22 protein-coding genes are annotated in these 23,413 nt (G+C 47.6%); 7 read left to right on the top strand and 15 right to left on the bottom strand.

Features of this window, described 5'->3' with window-relative positions:
• Positions 1–411: 411 nt before the first annotated feature.
• Both KF839_RS08330 and KF839_RS08335 read left to right on the top strand, forming a co-directional pair.
• Positions 412–975, top strand: a complete 564-nt coding sequence (locus KF839_RS08330; protein WP_292917378.1) for an HdeD family acid-resistance protein — start codon at positions 412–414, stop codon at positions 973–975.
• Between the two features lie 98 nt (positions 976–1,073).
• Positions 1,074–2,351 (top strand): APC family permease, encoded by a 1,278-nt coding sequence (locus tag KF839_RS08335; protein ID WP_292917379.1) that lies wholly within the window; start codon positions 1,074–1,076, stop codon positions 2,349–2,351.
• A 35-nt stretch (positions 2,352–2,386) separates the two neighbouring features.
• On the opposite strand, the gene KF839_RS08340 is transcribed toward KF839_RS08335, so the two are convergent.
• Together KF839_RS08340 and KF839_RS08345 are read right to left on the bottom strand one after the other, a co-directional pair.
• Positions 2,387–5,185, bottom strand: coding sequence for a PAS domain S-box protein (locus KF839_RS08340; RefSeq protein WP_292917380.1), 2,799 nt, complete (start codon positions 5,183–5,185; stop codon positions 2,387–2,389).
• A gap of 19 nt (positions 5,186–5,204) precedes the next feature.
• Positions 5,205–5,687, bottom strand: coding sequence for a CinA family protein (locus KF839_RS08345; protein WP_292917381.1), 483 nt, complete (start codon positions 5,685–5,687; stop codon positions 5,205–5,207).
• 245 nt (positions 5,688–5,932) lie between these two features.
• Here KF839_RS08345 and KF839_RS08350 point away from each other — a divergent pair, with 245 nt between their 5' ends.
• Positions 5,933–6,481 (top strand): hypothetical protein, encoded by a 549-nt coding sequence (locus KF839_RS08350; protein WP_292917382.1) that lies wholly within the window; start codon positions 5,933–5,935, stop codon positions 6,479–6,481.
• A gap of 123 nt (positions 6,482–6,604) precedes the next feature.
• Here KF839_RS08350 and KF839_RS08355 read toward each other — a convergent pair whose 3' ends face one another.
• The 4 genes from KF839_RS08355 to KF839_RS08370 form a co-directional block, all read right to left on the bottom strand.
• Positions 6,605–7,459, bottom strand: a complete 855-nt coding sequence (locus tag KF839_RS08355; RefSeq protein WP_292917383.1) for an alpha/beta hydrolase — start codon at positions 7,457–7,459, stop codon at positions 6,605–6,607.
• On the bottom strand, positions 7,431–7,883 hold the full coding sequence (locus KF839_RS08360; RefSeq protein ID WP_292917384.1) for a DUF2141 domain-containing protein: 453 nt from the start codon (positions 7,881–7,883) through the stop codon (positions 7,431–7,433). The genes KF839_RS08355 and KF839_RS08360 overlap by 29 nt, the downstream gene beginning before the upstream one ends.
• 111 nt (positions 7,884–7,994) lie before the next feature.
• Positions 7,995–11,165 (bottom strand): DUF748 domain-containing protein, encoded by a 3,171-nt coding sequence (locus KF839_RS08365; protein ID WP_292917385.1) that lies wholly within the window; start codon positions 11,163–11,165, stop codon positions 7,995–7,997.
• Between the two features lie 187 nt (positions 11,166–11,352).
• Positions 11,353–11,820 (bottom strand): FKBP-type peptidyl-prolyl cis-trans isomerase, encoded by a 468-nt coding sequence (locus KF839_RS08370; RefSeq protein WP_292917386.1) that lies wholly within the window; start codon positions 11,818–11,820, stop codon positions 11,353–11,355.
• Between the two features lie 188 nt (positions 11,821–12,008).
• Here KF839_RS08370 and KF839_RS08375 point away from each other — a divergent pair, with 188 nt between their 5' ends.
• The 4 genes from KF839_RS08375 (at position 12,009) to KF839_RS08390 (ending at position 16,309) form a co-directional block, all read left to right on the top strand.
• Positions 12,009–12,470, top strand: a complete 462-nt coding sequence (locus KF839_RS08375; protein ID WP_292917387.1) for a YbaN family protein — start codon at positions 12,009–12,011, stop codon at positions 12,468–12,470.
• Between the two features lie 248 nt (positions 12,471–12,718).
• Positions 12,719–14,236 (top strand): methyl-accepting chemotaxis protein, encoded by a 1,518-nt coding sequence (locus KF839_RS08380; protein ID WP_292917388.1) that lies wholly within the window; start codon positions 12,719–12,721, stop codon positions 14,234–14,236.
• 232 nt (positions 14,237–14,468) lie between these two features.
• Positions 14,469–14,825, top strand: coding sequence for a DUF3135 domain-containing protein (locus KF839_RS08385; RefSeq protein ID WP_292917389.1), 357 nt, complete (start codon positions 14,469–14,471; stop codon positions 14,823–14,825).
• A 107-nt stretch (positions 14,826–14,932) separates the two neighbouring features.
• Entirely contained in the window at positions 14,933–16,309 is a 1,377-nt protein-coding gene (locus KF839_RS08390; RefSeq protein WP_292917390.1) for a DUF4139 domain-containing protein, read from the top strand.
• Between the two features lie 48 nt (positions 16,310–16,357).
• Here the strand turns inward: KF839_RS08390 and KF839_RS08395 are convergent, their stop codons facing one another.
• The 9 genes from KF839_RS08395 to KF839_RS08435 all read right to left on the bottom strand — a co-directional run bounded on the left by KF839_RS08395 (position 16,358) and on the right by KF839_RS08435 (position 23,263).
• Positions 16,358–17,431, bottom strand: a complete 1,074-nt coding sequence (locus tag KF839_RS08395; RefSeq protein ID WP_292917391.1) for a VanZ family protein — start codon at positions 17,429–17,431, stop codon at positions 16,358–16,360.
• Between the two features lie 224 nt (positions 17,432–17,655).
• The gene (locus tag KF839_RS08400; protein ID WP_292917392.1) at positions 17,656–18,192 is read right to left on the bottom strand and encodes a DNA-deoxyinosine glycosylase; all 537 of its coding nucleotides are present in this window, start codon (positions 18,190–18,192) and stop codon (positions 17,656–17,658) included.
• Positions 18,193–18,205: 13 nt separating this feature from the next.
• Positions 18,206–18,946: a 2,3-bisphosphoglycerate-dependent phosphoglycerate mutase gene (locus KF839_RS08405; protein WP_292917393.1), complete on the bottom strand. Its 741-nt coding sequence runs from the start codon at positions 18,944–18,946 to the stop codon at positions 18,206–18,208.
• Entirely contained in the window at positions 18,946–20,043 is a 1,098-nt protein-coding gene (locus KF839_RS08410) for a fatty acid desaturase family protein (protein ID WP_292917394.1), read from the bottom strand. The genes KF839_RS08405 and KF839_RS08410 overlap by 1 nt, the downstream gene beginning before the upstream one ends.
• Positions 20,040–20,495, bottom strand: coding sequence for an HIT family protein (locus KF839_RS08415; protein ID WP_292917395.1), 456 nt, complete (start codon positions 20,493–20,495; stop codon positions 20,040–20,042). The genes KF839_RS08410 and KF839_RS08415 overlap by 4 nt, the downstream gene beginning before the upstream one ends.
• A 6-nt stretch (positions 20,496–20,501) precedes the next feature.
• Positions 20,502–21,251: a phosphocholine cytidylyltransferase family protein gene (locus KF839_RS08420; RefSeq protein WP_292917396.1), complete on the bottom strand. Its 750-nt coding sequence runs from the start codon at positions 21,249–21,251 to the stop codon at positions 20,502–20,504.
• A 72-nt stretch (positions 21,252–21,323) separates the two neighbouring features.
• On the bottom strand, positions 21,324–22,481 hold the full coding sequence (locus tag KF839_RS08425; protein WP_292917397.1) for a cysteine desulfurase family protein: 1,158 nt from the start codon (positions 22,479–22,481) through the stop codon (positions 21,324–21,326).
• 54 nt (positions 22,482–22,535) lie between these two features.
• Positions 22,536–22,847, bottom strand: coding sequence for a nucleotidyltransferase family protein (locus tag KF839_RS08430; protein WP_292917398.1), 312 nt, complete (start codon positions 22,845–22,847; stop codon positions 22,536–22,538).
• Positions 22,847–23,263, bottom strand: coding sequence for a nucleotidyltransferase substrate binding protein (locus KF839_RS08435; protein WP_292917399.1), 417 nt, complete (start codon positions 23,261–23,263; stop codon positions 22,847–22,849). The genes KF839_RS08430 and KF839_RS08435 overlap by 1 nt, the downstream gene beginning before the upstream one ends.
• Positions 23,264–23,413 lie beyond the last annotated feature (150 nt).

A 23,413-nucleotide genomic window follows, 5' to 3' on the forward strand; every position in this document is an offset into this window, starting at 1 on the left:
GCAAGTGAAGGATTAATATTGGGGAAACTCTGGTTTTGTTCTAGGGGAAACCCTTAGATTAATGCACCCAGGAGAATTATCTGATTGAAATATTTGTGGAATCTCGTGATTTCTGATGTGATTCCAGATTTATCTGAAAGTTAATGGGTATTTTTTTAACCAATAACGCTTTCTCTATCGAATCCCGGTCAATCAATTGATTACTCTGCTTCAAGCCATTCTCTCATGAATGGCAAAATGGCGTGTTGCTGAACGCATGCGACCCGCCAGGGTCGAAAGAGAGGTGGAATACCGGAGTACAATGCTTTCCGTCGCTCCATTTTTTTTGCAATAGGATAAAACCATGAAAGCCGGGTTTTGCCGTCTGCTCGTGGGAGTGAATCTAGACAATTTTTATGGGATTGAAATCGTATGAAAACCGTTATTGACCTGAAGCCCGAAGATATTCATGAATTACGCAGCCATTGGTACTGGTTTCTGATCGTAGGAATTATTTGTCTGATCGGAGGCTTTTTTTCCGTATATCGCCCGTTCTTTGCGACTTTTACCGCAGAAATGCTGGCTGCCTGGATATTCGTTTTTTCCGGCATTGCGAGTATCTTGCAGGCCTTTCAAAGCGGACAAAAAGGAAAATTCTGGGTTGCCGCATCGGGTGTCTTGTCCGTGCTACTGGGTATTGTACTTATTCTCAGACCGCTGGACGGCATTATCAGCCTTACGCTTGTCGTTGCGGTGCTACTGGTAGTCTATGGCGGCGCGCAGATTTTTTATGCCTTTCAGCTGCGGGCTTTTCGCGGTTGGAGCTGGTTATTGTTCGGTGGTGTCATTCCGATCCTGCTGGGCATCACCCTTTTCGTTCAGATTGATCAACTGGCCGGCGTTGCTCTTGGGACTTTGCTTGCGATCAACTTGATCATGAACGGCACCATGCTGATATTAACATCCTTCGCAATAAGGAACCTCAAGGATCATTGATACAACGCCTGGAAGTTTGTTGTCTTCATTGGTTTTAAGATGTGCATTCTATACAAGCTGATGGCAATAAAATAAAAGAGTTAATATCACAGCTGCAAATGAACAAAAAAATCGGACTGAAAGAGGCCATATCAATCGGGATCGGCGGAATGGTCGGCGGCGGTATTTTTGCCGTGCTGGGGTTGGCAGTTATTCTGGCTAAAGGAGGAACGCCTGTGGCGTTTTTATTTGCCGGAATTATTGCCCTGGTAACCTCGTACAGCTATGTGAAGCTGTCGCTGGCTTATCCCGACAGAGGTGGCACCGTGAAATTTGTTAACCAAGGGTTTGGTTATACTGTCTTCAGCGGCGGTATCAATAATCTTCTGTGGGTAAGCTACGTCATCATGCTGTCACTTTACGCGTCGGCATTCGGTTCGTATGCGCCCAATCTTTTCAGCATTGTGAACAGCACTGTGGATTATCATATCTATGCAAGTCTCGTTGTCTTGTGTGCTTCCGCGATCAATTATTTCAGCATAAAGGTGGTTGGAGAAATTGAATCCTATGCAGTTATAATCAAATTGATCATCTTGCTGGCTTTTGTCGCTATCGGTATTTATGGATTGACCGGCAATCCGAATTTACCGCAGCTTTCGCCTGAAAACTGGGAAAAACCGCTTCTGCTCGTTACAGCCGGAATGGTGATTTTTGTGGCGTATGAAGGTTTTGAGTTGATCGCAAATGCGGTGCCTGACATCGAGAACCCGGAACAAAACATTCCCCGGGCGTATTATTACTCCGTGGTTTTTGTAATTGTTCTGTACATTGTGATCGCCGTCGTAACCGTAGGATCCTTGTCTTTCGACAAAATAGCCGATTCAAAAGACTATGTGCTTGCCGAAGCTGCAAGACCATTGCTCGGAAATACCGGATTTATCATCATTACCGTTGCTGCGCTTATTTCAACGTTTTCAGCAATCAATGCAACGTTGTACGGCGGCAGCAGGGTCAGTTACGAAATAGCCGAGGACGACGAACTGCCCAGGGAATTGACATACCAGTTATGGAACCAGCCGGTCGGATTGCTGATTACCGCGGTACTGACCCTGATCCTGTCGAATACCTTGAATCTGGAAAGCATTTCGACAGCGGGTAGCGTCGGATTCCTGCTTATTTTTTCTGTTGTCAATCTTTCGGGATACAGATTGTCCGCTGCTACAGGAAGTAACAATGTCGTGCCACTCAGCGGGTTTGTTTTGTGTTCGCTTGCCTTGGCCGTTTTGATACAACAGCAATGGAATGCCAATATGACAGGGGTTATGGTGGCGCTATTTATCGTGTTTTTCTGCTTTACTGCGGAATGGATTTATAAGCGGTTTTATTTCAGACAATAATAGAACCGGACGGACTGACAGAATTATGGCAACGATCAAAGGCGATCAATGCTGTCGATGATTTTCAGAAATCGCTCGATATCGAGAGGCTTCGTCAGATAAGCGGTAAAGCCTGCTTTCAGGCCGGCTTCGATATCATCCGGCATGGCTCTGGCGGTCACCGCGATCACCGGTGTGGTGGTGTAGGCGGGTAGTTGCCGGATGCGATTGAGTACTTCAAAGCCGCTCATGCTCGGCAAATTGATATCCAATAAAATTAAATCCGGTTGGTGTTGTTGGAGCAGCTCCAGTCCCTGCTCCGGCGTGAGTGCTGTCAGTAGCCGGGTTTGCGGGCGATGGTTCATGAATTGTTTGACCAGCTCGATGTTGGATACATTGTCTTCAATGTAGACAATGACTTGCTCTTTGTGTGGTGATGGCAAGGGTAAGAAGGGGCCCGCTGAGGGTAAGTCGACGAATGTCGCGGAGTAACCGGACAAGGAATCAATGGGCAATTCAAACCAGAAAGTGCTGCCTTGATCCGGTGTGCTATCGACCCCGATCCGGCCGTGCATGGATTCCACCAATTGGCGCGTCAAATAAAGTCCGATACCGGTGCCATCAATCCCGGAATAGGCAGCATCAAGACGGTTAAATGGCTGAAAAAGCTCAATCAGTTTGTTTGCAGCGATCCCTTTTCCGGTGTCGGTAATTCGTATATGGACAAAACCGGGGGAATTGGAGTGGCGGCAATCGATATGCACTTTGCCACCCTTGCGATTATATTTGATGGCGTTAGACAACAAATTAATCAATACCTGCTTCAGGCGAATGCGATCCGCACGCAGCACGGCGTCAGTACAATCGGTATGCGTCATAACAATTGCATGCCTGGCAGCCTGCAGCTCGGTTAACACCAGGCATTCTTCCAGCAGCGGCGTTAGCGCAACCGCTTCCAGTTTCAAATCGATTCGTCCTGATTCGATTTTAGCCAAATCAAGCACATCGTCGATTAACGTCAGCAAGTGAACACCGGCGTTTCTAATTTCCTTGATATATTTCAAATGTAATTCATCGAGTTTTTCCATTTCCAATAACTGACTGAAGCCCAGAATGGCATTCATCGGGGTACGCAGTTCATGGCTCATGTGCGAGAGAAATTCGGATTTCGCTTTATTGGCGCGTTCGGCTTCTTGCTGTGCGGCGATTATTGCGCGCTCGGCGGCTTTACGTTCCGTGATGTCTTCAACGATGCCTTCGATGGCTATGTCACCCTGCTCATCGGTTGCAGGATGGCAGGAGGCGAGAATCGTTCGTTCAGTGCCATTGGGGTGAATGAAACTCATCTCGAACTGGAAAAAGCCGATTTCTCCTGCAATCATGCTTTTAACCACACCATAGGCTTGTTCACGGGAATCGGGCAGCCAATTGATTAGCTGATCCCAGGATCTGCCAATCACTTCCGCATTATTCAATCCGAAAATCTTTTCCATACCGCCGGTCACATAAGTCATGACACCGGTATGTGCTTTGTGGCTGTAAATGACGAATTTATCGCCAATATTTTCGACCAGTTGCTGGTATTTTTTCTTGCTTTCAAGCAACGCGCGTTCAGCGTGCAAGCTGATCGTAATATCTTCCACAATCGACCAGATAAGCTTTCGTCCGGAAGCATCGTAAATGACCACGCCGTTCAATTCAACCGGATAACGGCTGCCATCCTTGCGGATATATTCCTTTTTGAAAGCACTGTAATATCCTTGCCGATCCAAAGTATTCAGCCGCTCTTTCTCACCCTGGAAGTATTCGTTGGGCGTAATATCCCAATAAGTAAGATTCAACAATTCCGCGCGGGTATAACCGGTGGGTGTTAGCAAGGCGTTATTAACCTCGAGAAATTTTCCGGTACGGTAATCGTTAAGGGTAATTCCGACCGGTGACATCTCGAATAGCGCATTTAGGCGTACTTCGCTTGCCAGCCTTTTTTGGTGGAATTTACCGATGATGATCAATGGCAACAGTATTAGCGCGCCGGTAACAATCAATCCTAAGCGGAAATATAATTGATCGCTGCTAACCGTAGGCCATCCGCCTTTCGGAATCGCCGCTATTTGCCAGGAACCTGTTGGCAAGGTGATATCCAGCAATACCGGTTGTTGCTCAAAAATTTGCGCGGCGCCGAAAAATACTTCACCGTCCTTACCTAACCCATCCTTACCGCGGATGGCGATATCGAATTCCCGGGCGAAATCCGGCAAGCCGCTGGCTCGATACAGCCGGTTCACGTCGATGACTGCGGAAATGGCGCCCCAGAATACCTGATTGCCGGTTTCAGGGTCATCCGTAAATACCGGTATGCGTGCGATCAAGCCGAGTCCTCCTTGCACCAGATCAAGTGGTCCGGCTAACACCATTTGACCGCTGCGGCGTGCCCGTAAAACTGCATCGAGTTGTTCGGGGTGCTTGCGCAAATCGAGACCGATAGCCGCTTCATTGTCCTGGATAGGATACATGTAGCGGATAACCAGATCGGGGGCGCCGCCGATGTTGCGCAGTTGCGATTGTTTGTTAAACAAATGACGCGCCAGTTCCGCAAATTTGTCTTGCGACAGATTCGGTTCAACGGAAATCGAAGCAACCAACCCTTGAACCAATTGCGCATTGCTGGTGATTTTTCCTTCCAGGTTGGCGCGCAACAGACTCAACCGGATTAACATCGAATTGTGCAATTCATGCTGGCTATGACGGGAATGCAGCCGGTCGACATAAATTCCCATAGCAAGCAGACAAGCACCGATCAACAGAACCGAGAGAAAAACATAATGCCTTTTGAGCAGAGAAGTGTTGCGGTTCATCGGTTAAAGCTCATGATCGTCAGGCAATCAGCGGTATTTCATCGATTAGTTTCAGAACACCTTGCAAGGCAGTGATAACCGCCTGATACCGGATAGTTTCGCGATTTCCGTTGAAATAATATGTTTCCTGCCGTATTAAACCGTTTTTGTGAGCCCAACCGAAACACACCATCCCGATCGGTTTTTCGGCAGTGCCGCCATCTGGTCCGGCAATGCCGGTGATGGCGATGCTGATTTGCGCATAACTCCGGTTTAGCGCGCCGGCTGCCATTTCCGTTGCTGTTTGTGGCGAAACTGCGCCGAATTGATCCAGTGTAGTTTTTTGCACGCCAAGCATTTCGTGTTTTGAGGTGTTGCTGTAAGTGATAAAACCGCGTTCATACCATGCGGAACTGCCGGATATGGCGGTGATAGCCTGCCCGGCCCAGCCACCGGTACAAGACTCGGCGGTTACCAGCATCCAGCCTCGTGCGGTAAGGTTTACTCCGACTTTGGCAGCCAAATCGTAAGTGGTTTGCTTGATGCCAGAAATTTTGGACTCCTGTGTTCTGTGTTTAATATTACGATGCTATTTTTCATAGCGAATATAGGTGATCACCGTCAAAACGATTATAGGGGAATCGTATTGTTTGGATACAGCCATTTATTTTTTTACTTGGATGCCGAGAGTAAAGTACTATTTAAAGAAATAGCCAAAGACATACTTCATTTTTAACCATGTTTTTTTCATGCACAAGAGGTTTCCACATGCGAACTTTTTTATTGATAGCACTGGCTTCAGTTATTCCAATACCCGCATTGGCAGGTGATGTAGGCGTTACCATCAGCATCGGTCAACCTGGATTTTATGGCCAAATCACCTTGGGTAATCAGTATCCGGTACCGCAATTGATTTTTCCGAATCCGGTTTTGGCGATTCCCCCCGCGATAGCTGTTCAACAACAGCCGATATACTTATATGTGCCTCCGGGCCATGCCAAACGATGGAACAAATATTGCCACCGTTATAACGCATGCTATCAGCCCGTTTATTTTGTGCAACAAGAATGGTACAACAATGTCTATGTGCCACATTATCACAACCAGAGTCCACAACCAGGAGGCTATTATGGCGGGCGCGAATCCGATCATTATCGGGAACGCAATGGTGATTCGCACCGACATTCACAGCAGTATTTTCAAGACAGAGAGGGGGGGCGCGATCATCCTGGGCGCGGCAATCATAAAGACCGTGACAAAGATGATCATGGAGGTCGAGGCAAAAAAGATCATGAGCACGGTAATCGAAGGGATTAATGAAGAATTTGCTGAAAGGATGGAATTTGAAGGGTCTCTGAATAATATTTATATGTCACGGAATAAAATGAGGAATCTTGGCTAGTCACTACTATCGATTTCTCACGATGCTCAAAATGACAATTATTCAGAACTTAAATGATCGCCCATAAAAGTACCTAAAGTCTTTTTCCATGCAGGTTGCATAAAAATAAAGCCGGTATTGTGACTGCCTTCCAGTTCGAGAAACTGCTTGGGTTCATGGGCTGCTTGAAATAATTGCCGGCCATGGTGAAACGGCACAATATCATCTTGCGGACTGTGTGCGATAAAAACCGGGCAACGGACCGATTGCAACGATCTTAACGTGTTATATTCAAACTGGCTGATCCAGCGTACCGGTAAGAAGGGATAAATTTCCGCAGCCAGTCCCGGAACGGAAGTAAATGCCGAAGCCAGCGCGAGCAGCCCCGGTTTTTCCCGGGCAGCCAGCCAGGCGGCCACGGCGCCGCCAAGCGATTCGCCGAACAAAACGATGTGTTCAGACGAAATGCCTTTGGTTTCAGTCAAGTAGCGCCAAGCCGCTTGTGCGTCCAGATAGGTACCGGATTCCGATGGTTTGCCACTGCTTTGGCCATAGCCGCGATAATCGAATAATAAAGTGTTGTAGCCGAGCTTTCTAAACATCGTCAAGTAATTGATACGATGAGAGATATTGCCGGCATTGCCGTGAAACAGCAGGATCGTTCCTTTGGCCTCCATCACCGGTATCCACCAGCCGTGCAACGTTTCACCGTCGTTGGTTGGGATACTGATTGAAGAATAATCCAGATCGAGTGCACTGGGTGTATTGCTGAGGTGCTTGTCAGGGAAATAAACCAAGCGGGATTGCATGAGATACACCAGTAACACCAAGAAAACGTAAGCGATCAGCAGGGTAATAAAAAGATTGCTTAACATGCGCATGATGTTATGGATCAGGCGGTTGTTTAAGATCAATCGCTATATCCGCACCCAAACGGCCAGTGGTAAAAGCCGAATCCCGGAATCTGGGAAAACCGAAATGCTGCTCGGGGTTGTTCGATAAGCCAAATGGCTCAAGCGGGAGCTGGTTCCACTGTTTTTTTAATTTGCGGTTGCTGTCCAAATCTTGATAAACCGCCACCGCGTAGGTACCAGGCTGGGTCAGGTCCATGCAGACTTTTTGCTGCGTTTCCAATGCCGGAACACGAATCTTGAGCACCCGCCCTTTTTTGAATAGGAAGTAATCCGGATTGTCGTACAGCTCAACATTGAGCACACCACCCGATCCCACGCCGTTTATGGTTACACGGATTTGAGGAACATTCGGGTTACAAGTATCCGGTTGTTCATGCGGTTTAATGGCAAGCGATTCGGCGGCATGGGAATGCGCCGAAAACACTATGAGCAGGCAAATGAATAGAACCTGAGATAGCGGTTCCCAAAACAATCGGTGTTTCATAGTAAATTGAGAAATAATCATTCAATAGCTGAAATTGGAAAAATACAACGCTTACTTCAATAAAAACTCAACCCGGCTACCCATGTGCTGTTCATCACTGGTATCTTTGTGACTGCCGACAACAAAAATCCGTTCACTGTTGACATTGCCGTTTTCGATGAGCCAATTCCTCGCGGCGATCGCACGATTTTCCGCTAGCACTTGCAAGTCGTTGTCTTTGACCGTGATGTGCGCTAGCATCAGTTGCTCCATTTCAGCACTGGGCAGGGTTTTTGCCAAGCCGATAGCGTTTCTGGGTTTGTCGAAATTTTCTTTTTTGTAAGCAATTTCGAGGTATTTATCATAATCTTCCGGGGTTAATGTCAGTTGCTCGATGGTGCCGCCGGCTATACCTTTTTTTGCATCATCCGCCAATTTATACGCTTTGACAGTGTTTTTCAGGATGGCGTGTTTTAGTCCTTCATGGTCGGTTACCGGATCGAAGTGGCCGGAAATTTCCAGTTCCAGTGCGGGCCGGTCTTTTAACACATCGGCCAAGGTTTGCAGTCTCTGGGCGGATGATTCCTCGATCGTGGCATAACCAGAGGCAAAGGGAATCTCCGAAATCTCTTCACCGTCGCCCATGACCGCGCCGAGTAGCGAGAACGGGGAAGTAATCGCTTTAGTAATCAGATTGATAATTGCTTGAAAAATGATGTCGCCGAGATTGAAGTCGGGATCGTTGATCGATCCCTTGAGCGGTAGGTGGATGTTAATTTCACCGCGGCGGTTTTTCAACAGCGCGATTGCAAGGCTGATTGGAAGCGATCCGGCCTCGCTGTCGATTTTTTCGCCAAGAGTGAACTGATCCAGAAAGATTTTATTATCGGCGGTCAGTGCGCCATTTTCCACTTGATAGTTGACATCTGCGGACAATTTCCCTTTCTCAATATCGTAACCAATGTATTTTGCCGAATAGGGGCTTAATGGCGGCAGATCGATATCCTTCACATGCGCAACGATATCCAGCAGCAATTCGGCACTGAATGGATCAATTGTTCCGCTGATTTGTAATGGTGCTATTTGACTAACCATGCCGCGAATATCGATTTTGCCTGACTTGCCCGGATACAGCGGACCGACTTGCCCGTTGAGCGCGGTCAGATTGGCGTGATAATTCGGTTTAATGAAACGATCATTAAAGTTGATGCGGCCATTTTGCAGAAAAATTTTATCGATATGAATCGGTGTTTCATGTTTGGTGTTGGCCGGTGAAGCGCTTGCGGTGGCAGTATCTGCCACTGCATCCTGCGCTTTTTGTTCTTGCCGGATGATTTGCTTCAGATTGAGCGTGCCATCCGGCCGGATGGTCATGCGCGCAAAAAAGTCGCTCAGATGAATGGAGCCGATATCAATGCGAAGAGGGTCGCTGATAAAATTGAGCTGGCCGATATCCAGTTTTTTCCAATGCAGCAAATCATGTGCGCGATGGCTATCAAAGAAATTGAAATTGGCCAATTTGCTCTGGCCTTTAATCTCAGTTTTCAAAGGATCCCCACCTGCTTTTATATTTCCGCTAAAGGAGATATCGCCGCTTGTTAATAATACGGTCAATTGATCGCCCAACCAGCCTTGTAAAGATACAATATCCACAGAATTGAGATCGAGCGACAAATCCGCAGCAAGTGGTGACCATGCAAGAGAGCCGCTGGCTTTGATGCTGCCATGTTGATTCACTTGTCCTTGCAAAATGAGATGAAGCGGGTTGACGCCGTGCGGGTCAATGTTATCAAGACTTAAGTTCAACGAATCGATAACCATTGGTGCGACTTTAGCCAGCGAAAGGTCTTCGTAGCGGAGTGTGGTATTGGTAAGCTGAATGCTTTTAATCTCAGGTGTCCACGGTTTGCTGCTGGCAGTAGTTGCCGCTGCCGGTTGGGTTTCGGTGGTTATCGCGCTCCTTGAGCCTGGCGAAGGCTTATGCAACGGAATCGGAATACGTGATTGCGCAGCCACAACGGTAGCTGTGGCTTCCGCTTCAATGTCGGTTTGGGAACTGAATAACTTAGTGATATCAATTACGCCTTGTGCATCGCGCCGGAGTGAAACTTTAAGGCCATCCAGCGCGATGTCGCCCAATGCAATGCGCTGTTTGTTTTTATTGACGCTGATGCTTTTGATGTTTAACTTGTCCAGCGCCAGGACCGATTCATTATCGCTCTGGCGGATCAACGCAATTTTATTACTGTTTAATTGGATGCGGAATGGCGCATTACCGGTAAGGTCGGTTTTTGTGAAGGCGATATTGAGTTTTTGCAAGCTGGCCTGATAGGGGGTCGCTACTGCGGTATTACGGAAAGAGAGCTGTCGCAGTGTAGTGGTGCCGTTTAACAGGAATTTAGGCGCTTTGTCGGATTCTTGATCGAAAGTGATGGCTAAATCACCGTCATAATAGCCGGTTAACAGTTGAACACCTTTCGGCAGCGACAAGTAGCGCTTGTAATGCGCAATGTCGATATTATCGAATTTCAAATTCAGTGTCGCTTCTTGCCGCGCGGCGAAGGGCTGTAATTTACCGGTCAATGAAACCGGTGCAGCATTAATTTTGGCACTGAATCGCGGTTCTATCCAAGCGGTTTCGGCGCCGTTTAAGCGGGCGATGACGGGAATATTCAAATTGATTTCCGAAATGGTGCTCTCGCTGTTTTTATTGCGATCGATCCATTCGATGCGACCATCTTGAATGTTGATATTGCTGATAGAAAATTGATTGGCTTGCTTGTCTGGCTCAGTATCTTTATCGTCGGTTTTACCGAATTTTTCCAGCAGATCGGCAATATTGAATTGTCCATTGGTTTCTCGGATTAAGCGTATTTGCGGATTTGTGAGTGTTATTGCGGAGACTACCGGCGCTCGGTGTTTAAGCGATTCAATACTTAGGTCGACATGCAATTTTTGGAATGAAAGCAACGGAGCGGGTGTTTCTGGAGAGATCGCTTTGTCGTTGATTCGAAAGTCGTGAACAATTAACTCAAGCGTATGCAGCTTGAATTCCATTGACGCGATAGTAACCGGACGCTGAAGCAGTTCGGATAAGCGTGTTTCCAGTTGTGATTTGGCAAAGCCGGGTAACCAGAATACACCGAGTGCGACAAGCAGTGCAATCAGCGCGCTTGCGATACCAAAGCCGATACCAAGTCGGCGGAATCGTTTCATGTGAAGTTGCTGTCCGGTTGCAGTCATCACGGAACTCCCTCAGTTTCTGCCGCCGGTTGATGGTTTCGTATGCTGATTAATCAACAAGCGGTGGTGAATTTATCCTGTCTCAAGATACAACGTATAACGTACAACGAGGCTAACGGGCTAGTGATTATGTGGGTCACGCAACTGAAGATTCATCCGCTGGACGAACGAATCTTTCAGGTTAAGGCTAATGATACGAACCGGATTTTAAGCCGATTAACTCCACTTCAAAAATCAACGTAGCATCCGGTGGAATAATATTGCCTGCGCCGCGTGAACCATAAGCCATCGATGGCGGGATGATCAATGTGCGTTGTCCTCCCACTTTCATACCTTGAACGCCTTTGTCCCAGCCTTTGATTACTCGCCCGGCACCCAGCATGAATGAAAAATGTTCCTTACGATCGTGCGAGCTGTCAAATTTGGGACCTTTCTTGTTCGGAGCATCCTCGTCATATAACCAGCCGGTATAGTGCACATTAACGGTTTTACCGATTTCAGCTTCTTCACCGGTACCGACTTTTGTGTCAATTTTTTGAAATGCAGGATCGTCCGTGCTGCTAGCCGAATCCTTATAAGCAAAGGTCGCTTGGGGAAGTATCGCCAGTGCAAGCAGGATAGTAATGAAACTCAATGATGCTTTTATCTTCTTCATAGTGTCCTCAACAATAAAAGAAACCAGGTTAATAAGAATAGCGCCTTATATTATAGCTGGTAACGCCATTTCATTTTTAGCGATCATTTTTGGGCGTTATGACGCGCTGATAGTGCTTGATTTATATTGTCTAACTGGCAATAATCTATCGTCTTTTTCAAATCATTCGAGAAATCGACTAATTTCAAATGAGTGTATCAGAACCGCGTGAGCCAAACCAAAATGTTCGATTAACCGGAAACGTGCAATCGGTCGACTTGTTGTGTCTGCATGAATCGCCATTTGTTCGTTTTTTATATTTGGGCGCGGGTTTTTTAGCACTATTCCTGGCGATATTGGGTGCTGTTTTGCCAGTGTTACCCACAACTCCTTTTATTTTGCTGGCAGCCGCCTGCTTTGCGCGAGGCTCGGAACGTTTTCATCGGAAATTGCTGGAAAATCGTATAGCTGGTCCGATTATTCGTGAGTGGCAGCTCTATCACAGTATTCCACCGCGTGTTAAGCGCTGGGCTTATCTATTGATGGCAATCTCATTCGGGAGTTCCATTTTGATTGTCCCGGAAATTTGGCAGAAGGTCATGCTGGTTGTGATTGGCGGCGTTTTAGCCTTTTATATAAAGCGCATACCTGAAAGAGAATCCGAGAGCTAAGGTAGTAATAATTCCTACTGATATGTAGTCATTGTTAGCGAAATGGCACTGCTAAGTGCAGGGATCCCGATAAGAAAGTATTGATGTTTATCGGATAGCGGGTCAATGTAAAACCTTATTTTTCATTATCTTATGCGCATGTGAAAATTTTTTCTTCAATAGCATAGCAAAAATACTAAAGTAACTAAGGTTTTTGTCGTAAGAAAAAACCTACCTACCTTCCTTGTTCAACAGAGTGAGAATATGCTATGAGAATTAATGAGCCCGTTACCCAACGCGATATGGGAATGAATAATGATTGTGTGATTATCTCGACTACTAATATGAAAGGTGCGATCACAGCTGTGAACGAAGATTTCGTGCGAATGAGTGGTTATACCTGGGAAGAGCTCGAAAATAAAAATCACAATATCATTCGTCACCCCGATGTGCCGCCTGAAGCCTATGCAATGTTATGGGAAGCGCTCAAAGCGGGAAATCCATGGATGGGTATGGTAAAGAACCGTCACAAGAGTGGTGATCACTATTGGGTTGATGCCTTTGCCAGTCCGCAGTATGAAGATGGCAAAATTGTTGGCTACCAATCGGTTCGGGTTAAACCGGAAAAAGCTTGGGTTGATCGTGCGGAGGCTCTGTACGCTAAGATCATGTCAAAAAAATCTCCTGAAGATAAAAAGCGTTCAAAATTAGATGCAGTAAAACTCACTCGATTTCCTATGGGAATATCAACCAAAATTGCGCTGGCAATTACGGGTGTTTTTGCATTGCTGTTTGCCGGCCTGGCGGCAGCAGAACAGGTTTCATTACTTTTTGCATTAATCGGATTTTCAGTAGGCAGCATGATTAGTTTTTCGGTGATTTACCAAATGCTCGCCCCTCTCCGAGCGTTAGCCGCGAAATCTGAAAAAATTAACAATGATCCGGTAGCGCGTTACGTTTATACCGGACGGACTGATGAGCTGGGGCAATTGGAGTATGCGCAGATATTCCAAGTCGCAAAACTTCGCACCGCTATTGGCCGGGTGAAAGATTCATCGCTGATACTGGAACATGCAGCGGAAGATATTGCTACAGGTAGCGTTGATTTGTCTGGGCGTACTGAAAATCAAGCATCCAGTTTGGAAGAAACCGCTTCCAGCATGGAGGAAATTACCTCTACGGTTCAGCAGAATGCTGAAAATGCAAAACAAGCCAATATATTGGTTATGGAAGCGCGTAAACAGGCCGAGAAAAGCGGCGATGTGGTTTCCAGCACTATTCAGGCAATGTCACAAATTAACGAAAGTAGTAAAAAAATTGCCGACATTACCAATGTCATTGACGAGATAGCTTTTCAGACCAACTTGCTAGCATTGAATGCGGCTGTTGAGGCAGCACGAGCCGGTGAGCAGGGACGGGGATTTGCAGTGGTTGCTAATGAAGTGCGCACTTTGGCTGGCCGTAGCGCAGAGTCTGCAAAACAGATTAAGGATCTTATTAATGATAGCGTGGCTAAAGTGGAAGGTGGTACGCAGCTTGTTAATCAGTCCGCTGACTCATTGAAAATGATTACAAACAGTGTTAAGAAAATCTCGGACATCGTTGGTGAAATTTCTCAATCATCTATGGAGCAAGCCAACGGGATCGAGCAAATCAACCAGGCGATTTCACAAATTGACGAGGTCACTCAGCATAATGGGCAGCTGGTTGAAAAATTATCGACATCGAGCCGTGCAATGACCGAGAAAGTTAAAATGCTCTCTGGTTTGGCAGATCAGTTTAAATAACCTGCAGTAAAGCTGCATCCAACAAAAAGCCGGATTTCAAATGATACTGGACTCCGGCTTTTTTATTTTTCACCTATAATAACCCATGTAGTGTTTCGTCTCTCATGAGACAAAGCTGATGATAGCTTGGGTATTTCGCAGTAAGTTCTTGCTGGCTTATATCAATTAGTTTCAACGAGTATCATCAACCAAGAGCGAGCATATTCGTTAAGAATGGGATGCTAATATTTCTATGGATGAAGAAAAAGCACCAGATTTTGACTTTGATCTTTGGTCGCAGCTTGCACAGCAGGAGCCCGAAAAATTCGAAGCGCTGCGACAACAAATGATCGATGATCTGATAACGCAGTCACCATTGCATTTAAGGCAGCGCATGACGGGCTTGCAGTGGCAAGTCGATCAAATACGCAGGCAAGCAAGTAACCCTATGGCCGCTTGTTTGCAGATATCCCAGAAAATGTGGGCCAATGTTCTTGGCGATAATGGGCTCTTAAAAGTACTCCAAGAACCTAAAGAAATACTTAAATCACTCGAGAATGCGCCAACCGCTAAAGTTTTATCTTTCGGGCGCTCCAAACCTGACAAATAATCTTAAAACACAAGTTGCGCCTCATGAAAATGGTCCAAATTCATCGTCAGTTTAGTCATGGGTTAATTACATTCTGTTGTGTATGGTTTTACAATTTTGCAGCCGCGATGACCGATTCCGAAGAGTTGTTAAGTACTCTGAAAGATCAGAAATCGGTCGCCGTCACTATTTATAACAATGATTTGGCGCTAGTAAAAGATTTGCGGCATATTGACATCATCAATGGCGAGTTTAATTTGGCCTGGCGTGATGTGAGCGCGCTGATCCGGCCTGAAACCGCATTGTTGCGGAGTATCAGTGATCCAACCGGTCTTACGGTCCTTGAGCAAAATTTTAATTTTGACTTGCTGACGCCACAAAGTCTTCTGAATAAATATGTAGGGAAGACGGTATCTGTTGCGAGAATTAATCCGGCTACCGGCGTAGAAAGTAAAGAAAGTGCGACGGTATTGGCTGTTAATGATGGCGTCGTGCTCAAAATTGCCGATCGCATAGAAACTGGAGTGCCGGGCAGAATAATCTTTGAGAATGTGCCTGATAATTTACGTGATCGACCTACTTTGGTCATGAAAGGAGTGATTGGCGGTCAAACAATACAAAAGCTCGAGCTTAGCTATTTGACCGGTGGTTTATCCTGGAAAGCGGATTATGTGGCGGAACTCAACGATAGTGACGAGCGGATGGATTTGTCGGGTTGGGTTACATTGGTTAATACCAGCGGTACCAGTTATGTCAATGCAAGATTGCAACTGGTGGCTGGTGATATCAACCGGGTGCAAAATGAAGTCATAAGGCCGCTAGCGATGCATGCGAAAGGTGCGATGGACGCCGCAGCTCCTTCAATGGCCCAAGAATCGTTAATGGAGTATCACTTATATAGCTTGGATAGATTGACGACGATCAATGAGAATCAATCCAAGCAAGTTGCGTTACTGAATGCTTCCAGCATTCCGATAAGAAAAGAACTTATTCTGATGGGGAACGACTATTATTACTTTTCCGGACATGGTGATCTGGGCCGGAAAAACAAAGTGAGTGTCATGGTGCAATTTGATAATAAACAGGCAGACCGATTAGGAATACCCTTACCCAAAGGCACGATCCGGGTGTACAAACGTGATCAAGCCGGAAATGCGCAATTTGTCGGGGAGGATAACATTGATCACACACCTAAAAACGAGACGGTGCGCATCAAGTTAGGCCAAGCATTTGATGTGACAGCCAATAAGAAACAAATTGACTTCAAGAGCTTAAACAAAGGCGACAATGTAAATCAATTTGAGAGCGCTTATGAAATCGTGATTAAAAATGCTAAGAAAGAAGCGGTCACAGTGACTGTGCAAGAGCCTATTCCGGGCGACTGGAAAATGCTGGAGGAAAATCATCCTCACAAAAAACCGGTTAGCAATACCGCGGAATGGAAAGTGGCAGTGCCTGCGGAGGGTTCATCCGCACTCACATATCGTGTGCGTGTGAAATTTTGAGTGAATTCCCCAGCAGGGAAAACGAAGCAGAATTAACCGGACTCCGATTCACTTCCTGGCAGCAAAAACCTTTCCTCCAATAAACCCCAGAAGTGATGCCAAAACGATACCAGCAGCAGCACCCGCGATGTCAATATAGAAATCGCTTGGCAGTGGTGTTCGCCCTTCGATATACAACTGCGTTATTTCAGTTCCGGCTGCCAGCATCAGAACGACAGCAATAATTTGGAAGATAGATCCATCCGCCATTGTCACGCGAATTATCAGTCCCAGTAGAAAAAAGAAAAACACATGACCGACCTTATCCAAGTCCCACGGAATCATTTCTTTGAAAGTATCGCTCTCCGCATGGATCTGAGTTTTGACTTCGTCCAACAATGAAATTTTAATATCGCTCGGAACCGTTGTGCCGGCAAGGATAGAAATCAAGGGAACTAGCAACGTAACGCGGAGAACAATGTTTTTCTGATGAGCGAAAAGCAGTGAGCCGGCCAGAAGCAAGAAAAATCCCCCCCAAGCCGTCAGAATAATCTTTTTCACTGTTGGATAAATTTCATTTTCCAAGACGGGAAAAACACGGATATTTCTGATTTTCAGCAGCCCGGTTGATTGACTTATTTGTGCATACAATTTGATCGATTGAGTATCCTCGTCAATTAAAAAAGCTGTTTGATAAGTTTTCCAATCGTGATCACCGGTCAGTTTGACCACTGTATGTGGCAGCTGCCATTGATCTGATTTGCCGTCATTTTGTGCAAACAGAATTCTGGCTAAACTCCAAGTATTTTTACCAGGGACAACATTTATGCATTTCACTTCGGCAGATACCAAAATGAGGGTGCCCGGTTTTACCGGAAATAAGTCGTGCTGCACGCTGATGCCAGTATTCGCATCGTCGGAATAAAGGGTGAGGGTATTGCCGGAGATTTCGACGTGATTGCTGCGTGCAGGACGATATTTCCAATCGCCGTCCAGAATATCAGTTCCGATTGGTTCATACTGATCAATCTGAGTATGCAGTACCAGGGTTGTTAAAGCCAGGAAGATGAACAGCAGGCAGTTGACGTTAAATAAGGGCATATCCGCATAAAAAACCGTTGCTTGATTGATGGCAAAGGTCATGCAATTTTTTTAACATGCGATGCGCTATATGCCCTCTCGATGTGCGTTATTAATTAAAGCTTCATTAAAAATGTTGAATCATTAACGCCACATATCCGGCTGCGAAAATGACAAAAGCAATAATGACGAGTTTTTTCATTTCACGAGTTCCTTGTATTTAGTTAGAAGTTTTTTTCATTGCATGTATTAGTTAAACGTATTCCATGCTCGGTAGTCAAGTATTCCTATTTTGTTTCCGGGAGCGGATGATCGATTGCTAACGCCTGATTAATGGTTTTGTGCCAGATTCTAAACTTGTCTTCAAGCGATAGTCGGGCATTTGCCGGACTGGTCGAAGGTAAGCGCGATAGATTCATGGACTTAACATCATTCGTTAACGGAACGAAGCGTTTAAAGCAGGCCTCGGCTTTGCTGCCGTTAAAAAAGATATAGCAAATAGTGGGATAGTTTGAAAAAAAGGTTTGGAAATCGTTGATTGATTGAGTGTCGATTTCGATGCTGGAATCCAGACTACCTGAGCGCTTGCAAGACTGCAGCACGTCCCAGAGTGCGATTGGCGATGATTGCAGGGCGGCGACTTTTTCATGATACGGCGCATCCGCTTGAATTCGCAGGAATGAAGTCATGATCGGCCAGAATGCATTGCGGCGATGCGCGTAGTATTGATTGGCGGCAAGTGATGCTGTACCGGGCATGCTGCCAAGGATCAGGATTCTGGCATGACTACCTACGATCGGAGCAAAGCTGTGAATCAGCGCCATCTTGAATCGAAGCTCAGATTCGTTGATCCACATAATAATGTTGCAGTGCCCGGCCTTGTTGATCCAATTCGTACACGATAGGTCGTCCGGTCGCAAATTTTTGCTTCATCACTTGCAACGGCGTCAGTTGATCCAGCAGCATCCGCAGCACCCGTAAAGTATTGCGGTGGGAAACGATTAGAATACGCTTGCCGTGCCGGATTTCCGGCAAAATGGTATCGAGCCAGTAGGGCGCAAGGCGCGCGCGTGTTTGCTGCATGCTCTCGCCAGCCGGCAGCAGCGCCGGGTCGATGCCGTGATACAACCGCTGATGACCCGGGTATCGGATATCGTCGCGGTGCAACACCGGCGGCATGGCGTCAAATTTGATTTGGCAACCGAGAATCGGCCAGACGCCGAATTGTTTTATAGCCGGCCATCGCTCCATTCCTTCCAGCGCGCCATAGTGACGTTCATTTAAGCGCCAGTTTTGATGAACCGGGATATCGAGTTGCATCGCCGCGAGCACGATACGCGCGGTTGTAGTCGTGCGTTGCAGCATCGAGGTAAAACATAGATCAAATGTAAAACCGGCTTGCTGCAGCAGAAAAGCTGCTTGCTTGGCTTCCTGCTCGCCTTTCGGGCTCAAAGCGACATCGCTCCAGCCGGTAAATATTTTGTCGCGATTCCAGAGGCTCTGTCCATGCCGGAGCAGTACCAGCTTGTTCATGACTGGTTGCGGATCTTCTGCGGGCGGGTGGATGGTTTTCAACATCAACTGTTTTGCTGTTGCGAAGCTTTTGCGGTGACCTCTGACGACTCGCGCCAAATTTGTTTGAGTGCCGGCCAGAGGCCGCTGCGGATGGTTTTAATATACTGCGAATTGTCAGTGAGCTCGTTAACCAAGCGGCGTTGCGCCCGCCCCAGATTATGGTATGGCATGCTCATGAACAAATGGTGAGTGGCGTGATAACGCAATCCGACCGGCGCCCATAATGGTGTGACCAGGATATTACCGGGAATATTGATTGAGTCGAGGTATTGTTCCGGCAAGGTCATTTTGCGGTCGCCGGGATTGCGGTAGGCGTGCGCCGCCAATGTGCGCAGCGAATTGAGAATAAATATGGTGACAGCAATCAGGTACCACAATACCAGCACCGAAACCGGTAACACACCGAACCAGACCATCGCGATGACGCTGGCACCGAATACAAAAGCGCCGAGTTCCTGCCGCTGCCAATTGAGATCGTTGCGGATTGCATCCGGTGCGCGCCGGTAAGTGGGATCGATGGTCAGCGACGAAGCGCGTTCCCAAACGATTCTACGCAACGGCGGAATCAGGTACGAAATCGGTGTCAGTAGCACGAAGCGTGCCGCCAATGCGATCGGAATCAAAAACGACAACAATACGTAAATCACTATCTCCGCCGGCTTACGCGTGGCGAACGGCAGGTACTCGCCGTCCGCAGTCGTGCCGTAAACATCCGGTTTGTGATGGTCATTATGCACGCCGTCGTAAGTAAACGACGGGATCATAAATGGGATGCCGCTCAGAATGTTCCATATCAGGCGAAAATTTTGAAACGTGCCTTTTTTCAAATGCGCTAGTTCGTGTACAAAGATCGCGGAACGGTACAAAGCCAACACGGCGACTACAAAGCTTCCCAGTTGCCACAGTGAAAATAGCGGAGAAAGTAAGGCCGTGATAAAAGCGGCCCAGCCGAGGGTGATATGAAACAGAAAATCGGTCCAGTAGATCCAGGGATTCGGCGTCATCAAGTCGCGCACCAGATGATGCGCTTCACGCAATGGAAATTCCTTGACGTAAGGTGTTTTTTCTTCGGCTTCGGAGGAATTGACAGTGTCGCTCATGGCCAGCAAGCTTGAATATGATCGATAATTTGTTGATTGATCGCCGCGCCGGTAGCATTGACGTGGCTTAAATTCGGCACTGCCGGCCAACCGGCGTCGGTAAATTCGATACCGGCAAACGATTGAGCCTGCGCATAGCGTGGCAACACGTGAAAATGCACATCCGGATCGACCATCATCAGCATCAGATAGTTGATCTTATCGTAGTGAAATGCTTTGGTCAGTACGGTTTCGATATCGCGTGTAGCTTCATGCAGTTCGGTGAAACTGGCCGTGCTTAGTTGCGAAAATGCCGTGACCGGTTCGTGCGCAGCCAATACCAACGCACCCAGCGTGGCTTGCGCCGGGCGCAGCAACACCGACCAGTAGCGATACGAACGGATAATGGTTTGCGGTGCGCCGAATTTGCGCATTGTGGCGTTAAATTCGGATGGAATCGAAAGGCTTGTCATATCCGGTTATTGGCTGAAAATAATGCCAGCGCGCGATAAATCCTCAATAAAATCGACTTCGCACCAGCGTAATCCGTTGATCGGACAGGAATTCACTTGATGTTGTTTGGCGAGCCGGTCAATGATCGATAGATACCACGATTTCAATTCCGCCGGGTGGCGCAACGCTTCTTCCACCGCCTGCCGGAACAGACGCACACCGTCACCCCGAAAATAAATCAAGCCGATTGACTCCGCATTAACCTGATGCGGCGGCACAATTTTGCTGACTTGTTGCACCCATCCGCCGGTATCCAGTTGTACTTTCATATCATCGGCATCGTAGCTGTTCTTAAAATCAACGCTGAGTGTAATCGGCGCCGCAGGTGAATTCAAGACTTTGTTTAGCAAGGCAGGCTCGATCACGGTGTCGCCGTTCAGGATTAAAAAATCGCAATCCATTTCACCGCGCGCAATCCAGCAGCTCGCGAGATTATCCGCCACTTCGTAAAAAGGATTGAAAAGGATGTTGATGCCGGGATATTGCGCATACTGCTGTTGCAGCAATTCTTCGATCAATCCCACTTGAAAACCGGTAATAACGGTAATGTTGCCGATGCCGGCGGCGAGTAATGCGTCAATTTGCCACGCCAATACCGGCTTATCGGCGACCGGCAGCAGGCATTTCGGCGTATTTTCGGTCAGCGGCAGCAGTCGCCGGCCTTGACCGGCGCTGAGAATGATCGCTTTGATCGGCTGTACGGTTGGATTTGTCATAAACGGGATTAATTGCGCGGAGCAGTTTGATCAATCCGGCATTGTAGCGAAGTTTGCAAAAAGCGTGCGTTATTAAAGCGAAATACCGCCCATTTGCTGCAACTCCGCAACAATTTGGTGTGTGGCGCGCAAAAAGCCATCGATTTGTTCCACCGTGTTGTCGCGCCCCAGGCTCACGCGCACCGCGCAGCGCGCCAGCATCGGGTCGATACCCATCGCACTCAGTACATGGCTTTGTCCCGGATTGACGCTGGAGCAAGCCGCCCCGGCGGCAACAGCAAAACCGGCTTTATCGAGCTTCACCACCAGCGTATCGCCCTCAATATCCGGTAGCGCGAAATAACAAGTATTCGGAATACGCGACGCCTGTCCGCCGAAAATTACCGCGCCCATACCGGTCAAACCGGCTTCAAGCTGCTCGCGTAAGCGGGCGGTATGCTGCGCGGTTTCCGTCTGGCGTGCGGCTGCCAATTCACACGCCAGGCCGAAGCCGACAATCGCCGGTACGTTCTCGGTGCCGGAACGCAAGCCGTTCTCGTGCCCGCCGCCATAAATCAATGGTTTCAGCAACAGTCGTTTATCCACGATCAACGCTGCCGCCCCCTTCGGACCGTAAATCTTATGCGCCGACAACGTCATTGCATGGACTTTCAGCGAGGTGAAACCCACCGGAATTTTCCCCAATCCCTGCACCGCGTCGGTATGCACGTATCCACCCTGTGAACGGACCAGTTTGGCAATGGCGGCGACATCCTGAATCACGCCGGTTTCGTTGTTCGCCAGCATCACCGATACCACCCCCGGTTTAGCCGCTTGCATCGCGGTTCCGGCAGCAGTCACATCGACTTGTCCGTCCGCATTGACCGCTAACTGATGTATGTTCCATGCCTCGCAACTACGCCGCGCAATCGCCTGCGCCGGTTTCAGCACGCACGGATGCTCGATCGCACTAATGAACAGATTGTCGGGCTTCAAACTATCCACCGCACCGCGAATGAACAAATTATTCGCTTCCGAACCGCCGCTGGTGAAAATCACCTGCACCGGCTGCACCCCGACTGCCTCCGCCACCTGCTTGCGCGCCTTATCAATCGCCCGCCGCGCTTGGATGCCATAGCTATGACGGCTCGACGCGTTGCCGAATTGCTGCTGAAAATACGGCAGCATGGCTTCAAGAACCGCATCGTCGACGCGGGTGGTGGCGTTGTGGTCGAAATAGACTGGTTCCATAAATTTTGAATGTGATCAATCGGTAAAGACCGTATGATAAACCTGAAGAGTGAGTTATGACGAACGCGCATTGACCAAAACCACATGCGCCTGTTGAATATTGTCGCGAAACTGTGCCGGGATTTCATCCCAGACGAATAAATCGACCCGGAACGGCAGCTGACTTTCTTCCAATGCTTCTTTCAATGCGGCGACAGACCGCTTGTGCTCCGCGGATGCAAAAACCGCCAAATCCAAATCGGATTGCGGGCGCGCCGTTCCTTTGATACGTGAACCGTAAGCCCAAACCGTCACGTCAGGCAGATAGTCATTCAGCAGATCGAGCAGGATTCTGCGCTGATCTGGCGTAACATCAAGAGCCTGCATTACTTTCCAGTTTGCTTACTCAGCGACTGATAAAGCGCAGTCGCATCGCGAATAAAATCGCCCATCAGCGACAAACATGCCTTGGCTTTCTCGCCGCTGTAATCGTGCGTGGTATGAGTCCGCGCTTCGGCATAATCCAGCCATCGCTCAACAGCGGAAGGCAACAGGTTGTTTTCAGCAGCCAACCGGAAAATCGGCTTCGGACTGTTCGGTATCTCCGGAATGCCCAATACTTCAACCAGGTAGCGCTTCAACACTTTCCACAAGCAGTCATAACACACCTCAAAACGCTGAATCACCGACTCTGCCACCGCCTCCTGCATCAACTTCGGCAATGCCGGATCCAGCGATTGGTAGTTTAAAAATTGCGCTTGCAAGTGATTCAGCGATTTCTGAAAGTATTGGTAGTTGATCATGAGGTGCAAATTAGATGAGATGATGGATTATAAACAAATGCCCAGAGTAAAGAGGATGATGGAAAAAGGGAGTAGATTCAAGAAAGCAATCGGTACATTTCTCACTACAAAATAGCTTCTTTTCTAAATATTGCAATTAAAAAAATGCTG

The organism is Nitrosomonas sp. (assembly GCF_019635155.1).
In the GTDB taxonomy this organism is placed as follows: domain Bacteria; phylum Pseudomonadota; class Gammaproteobacteria; order Burkholderiales; family Nitrosomonadaceae; genus Nitrosomonas.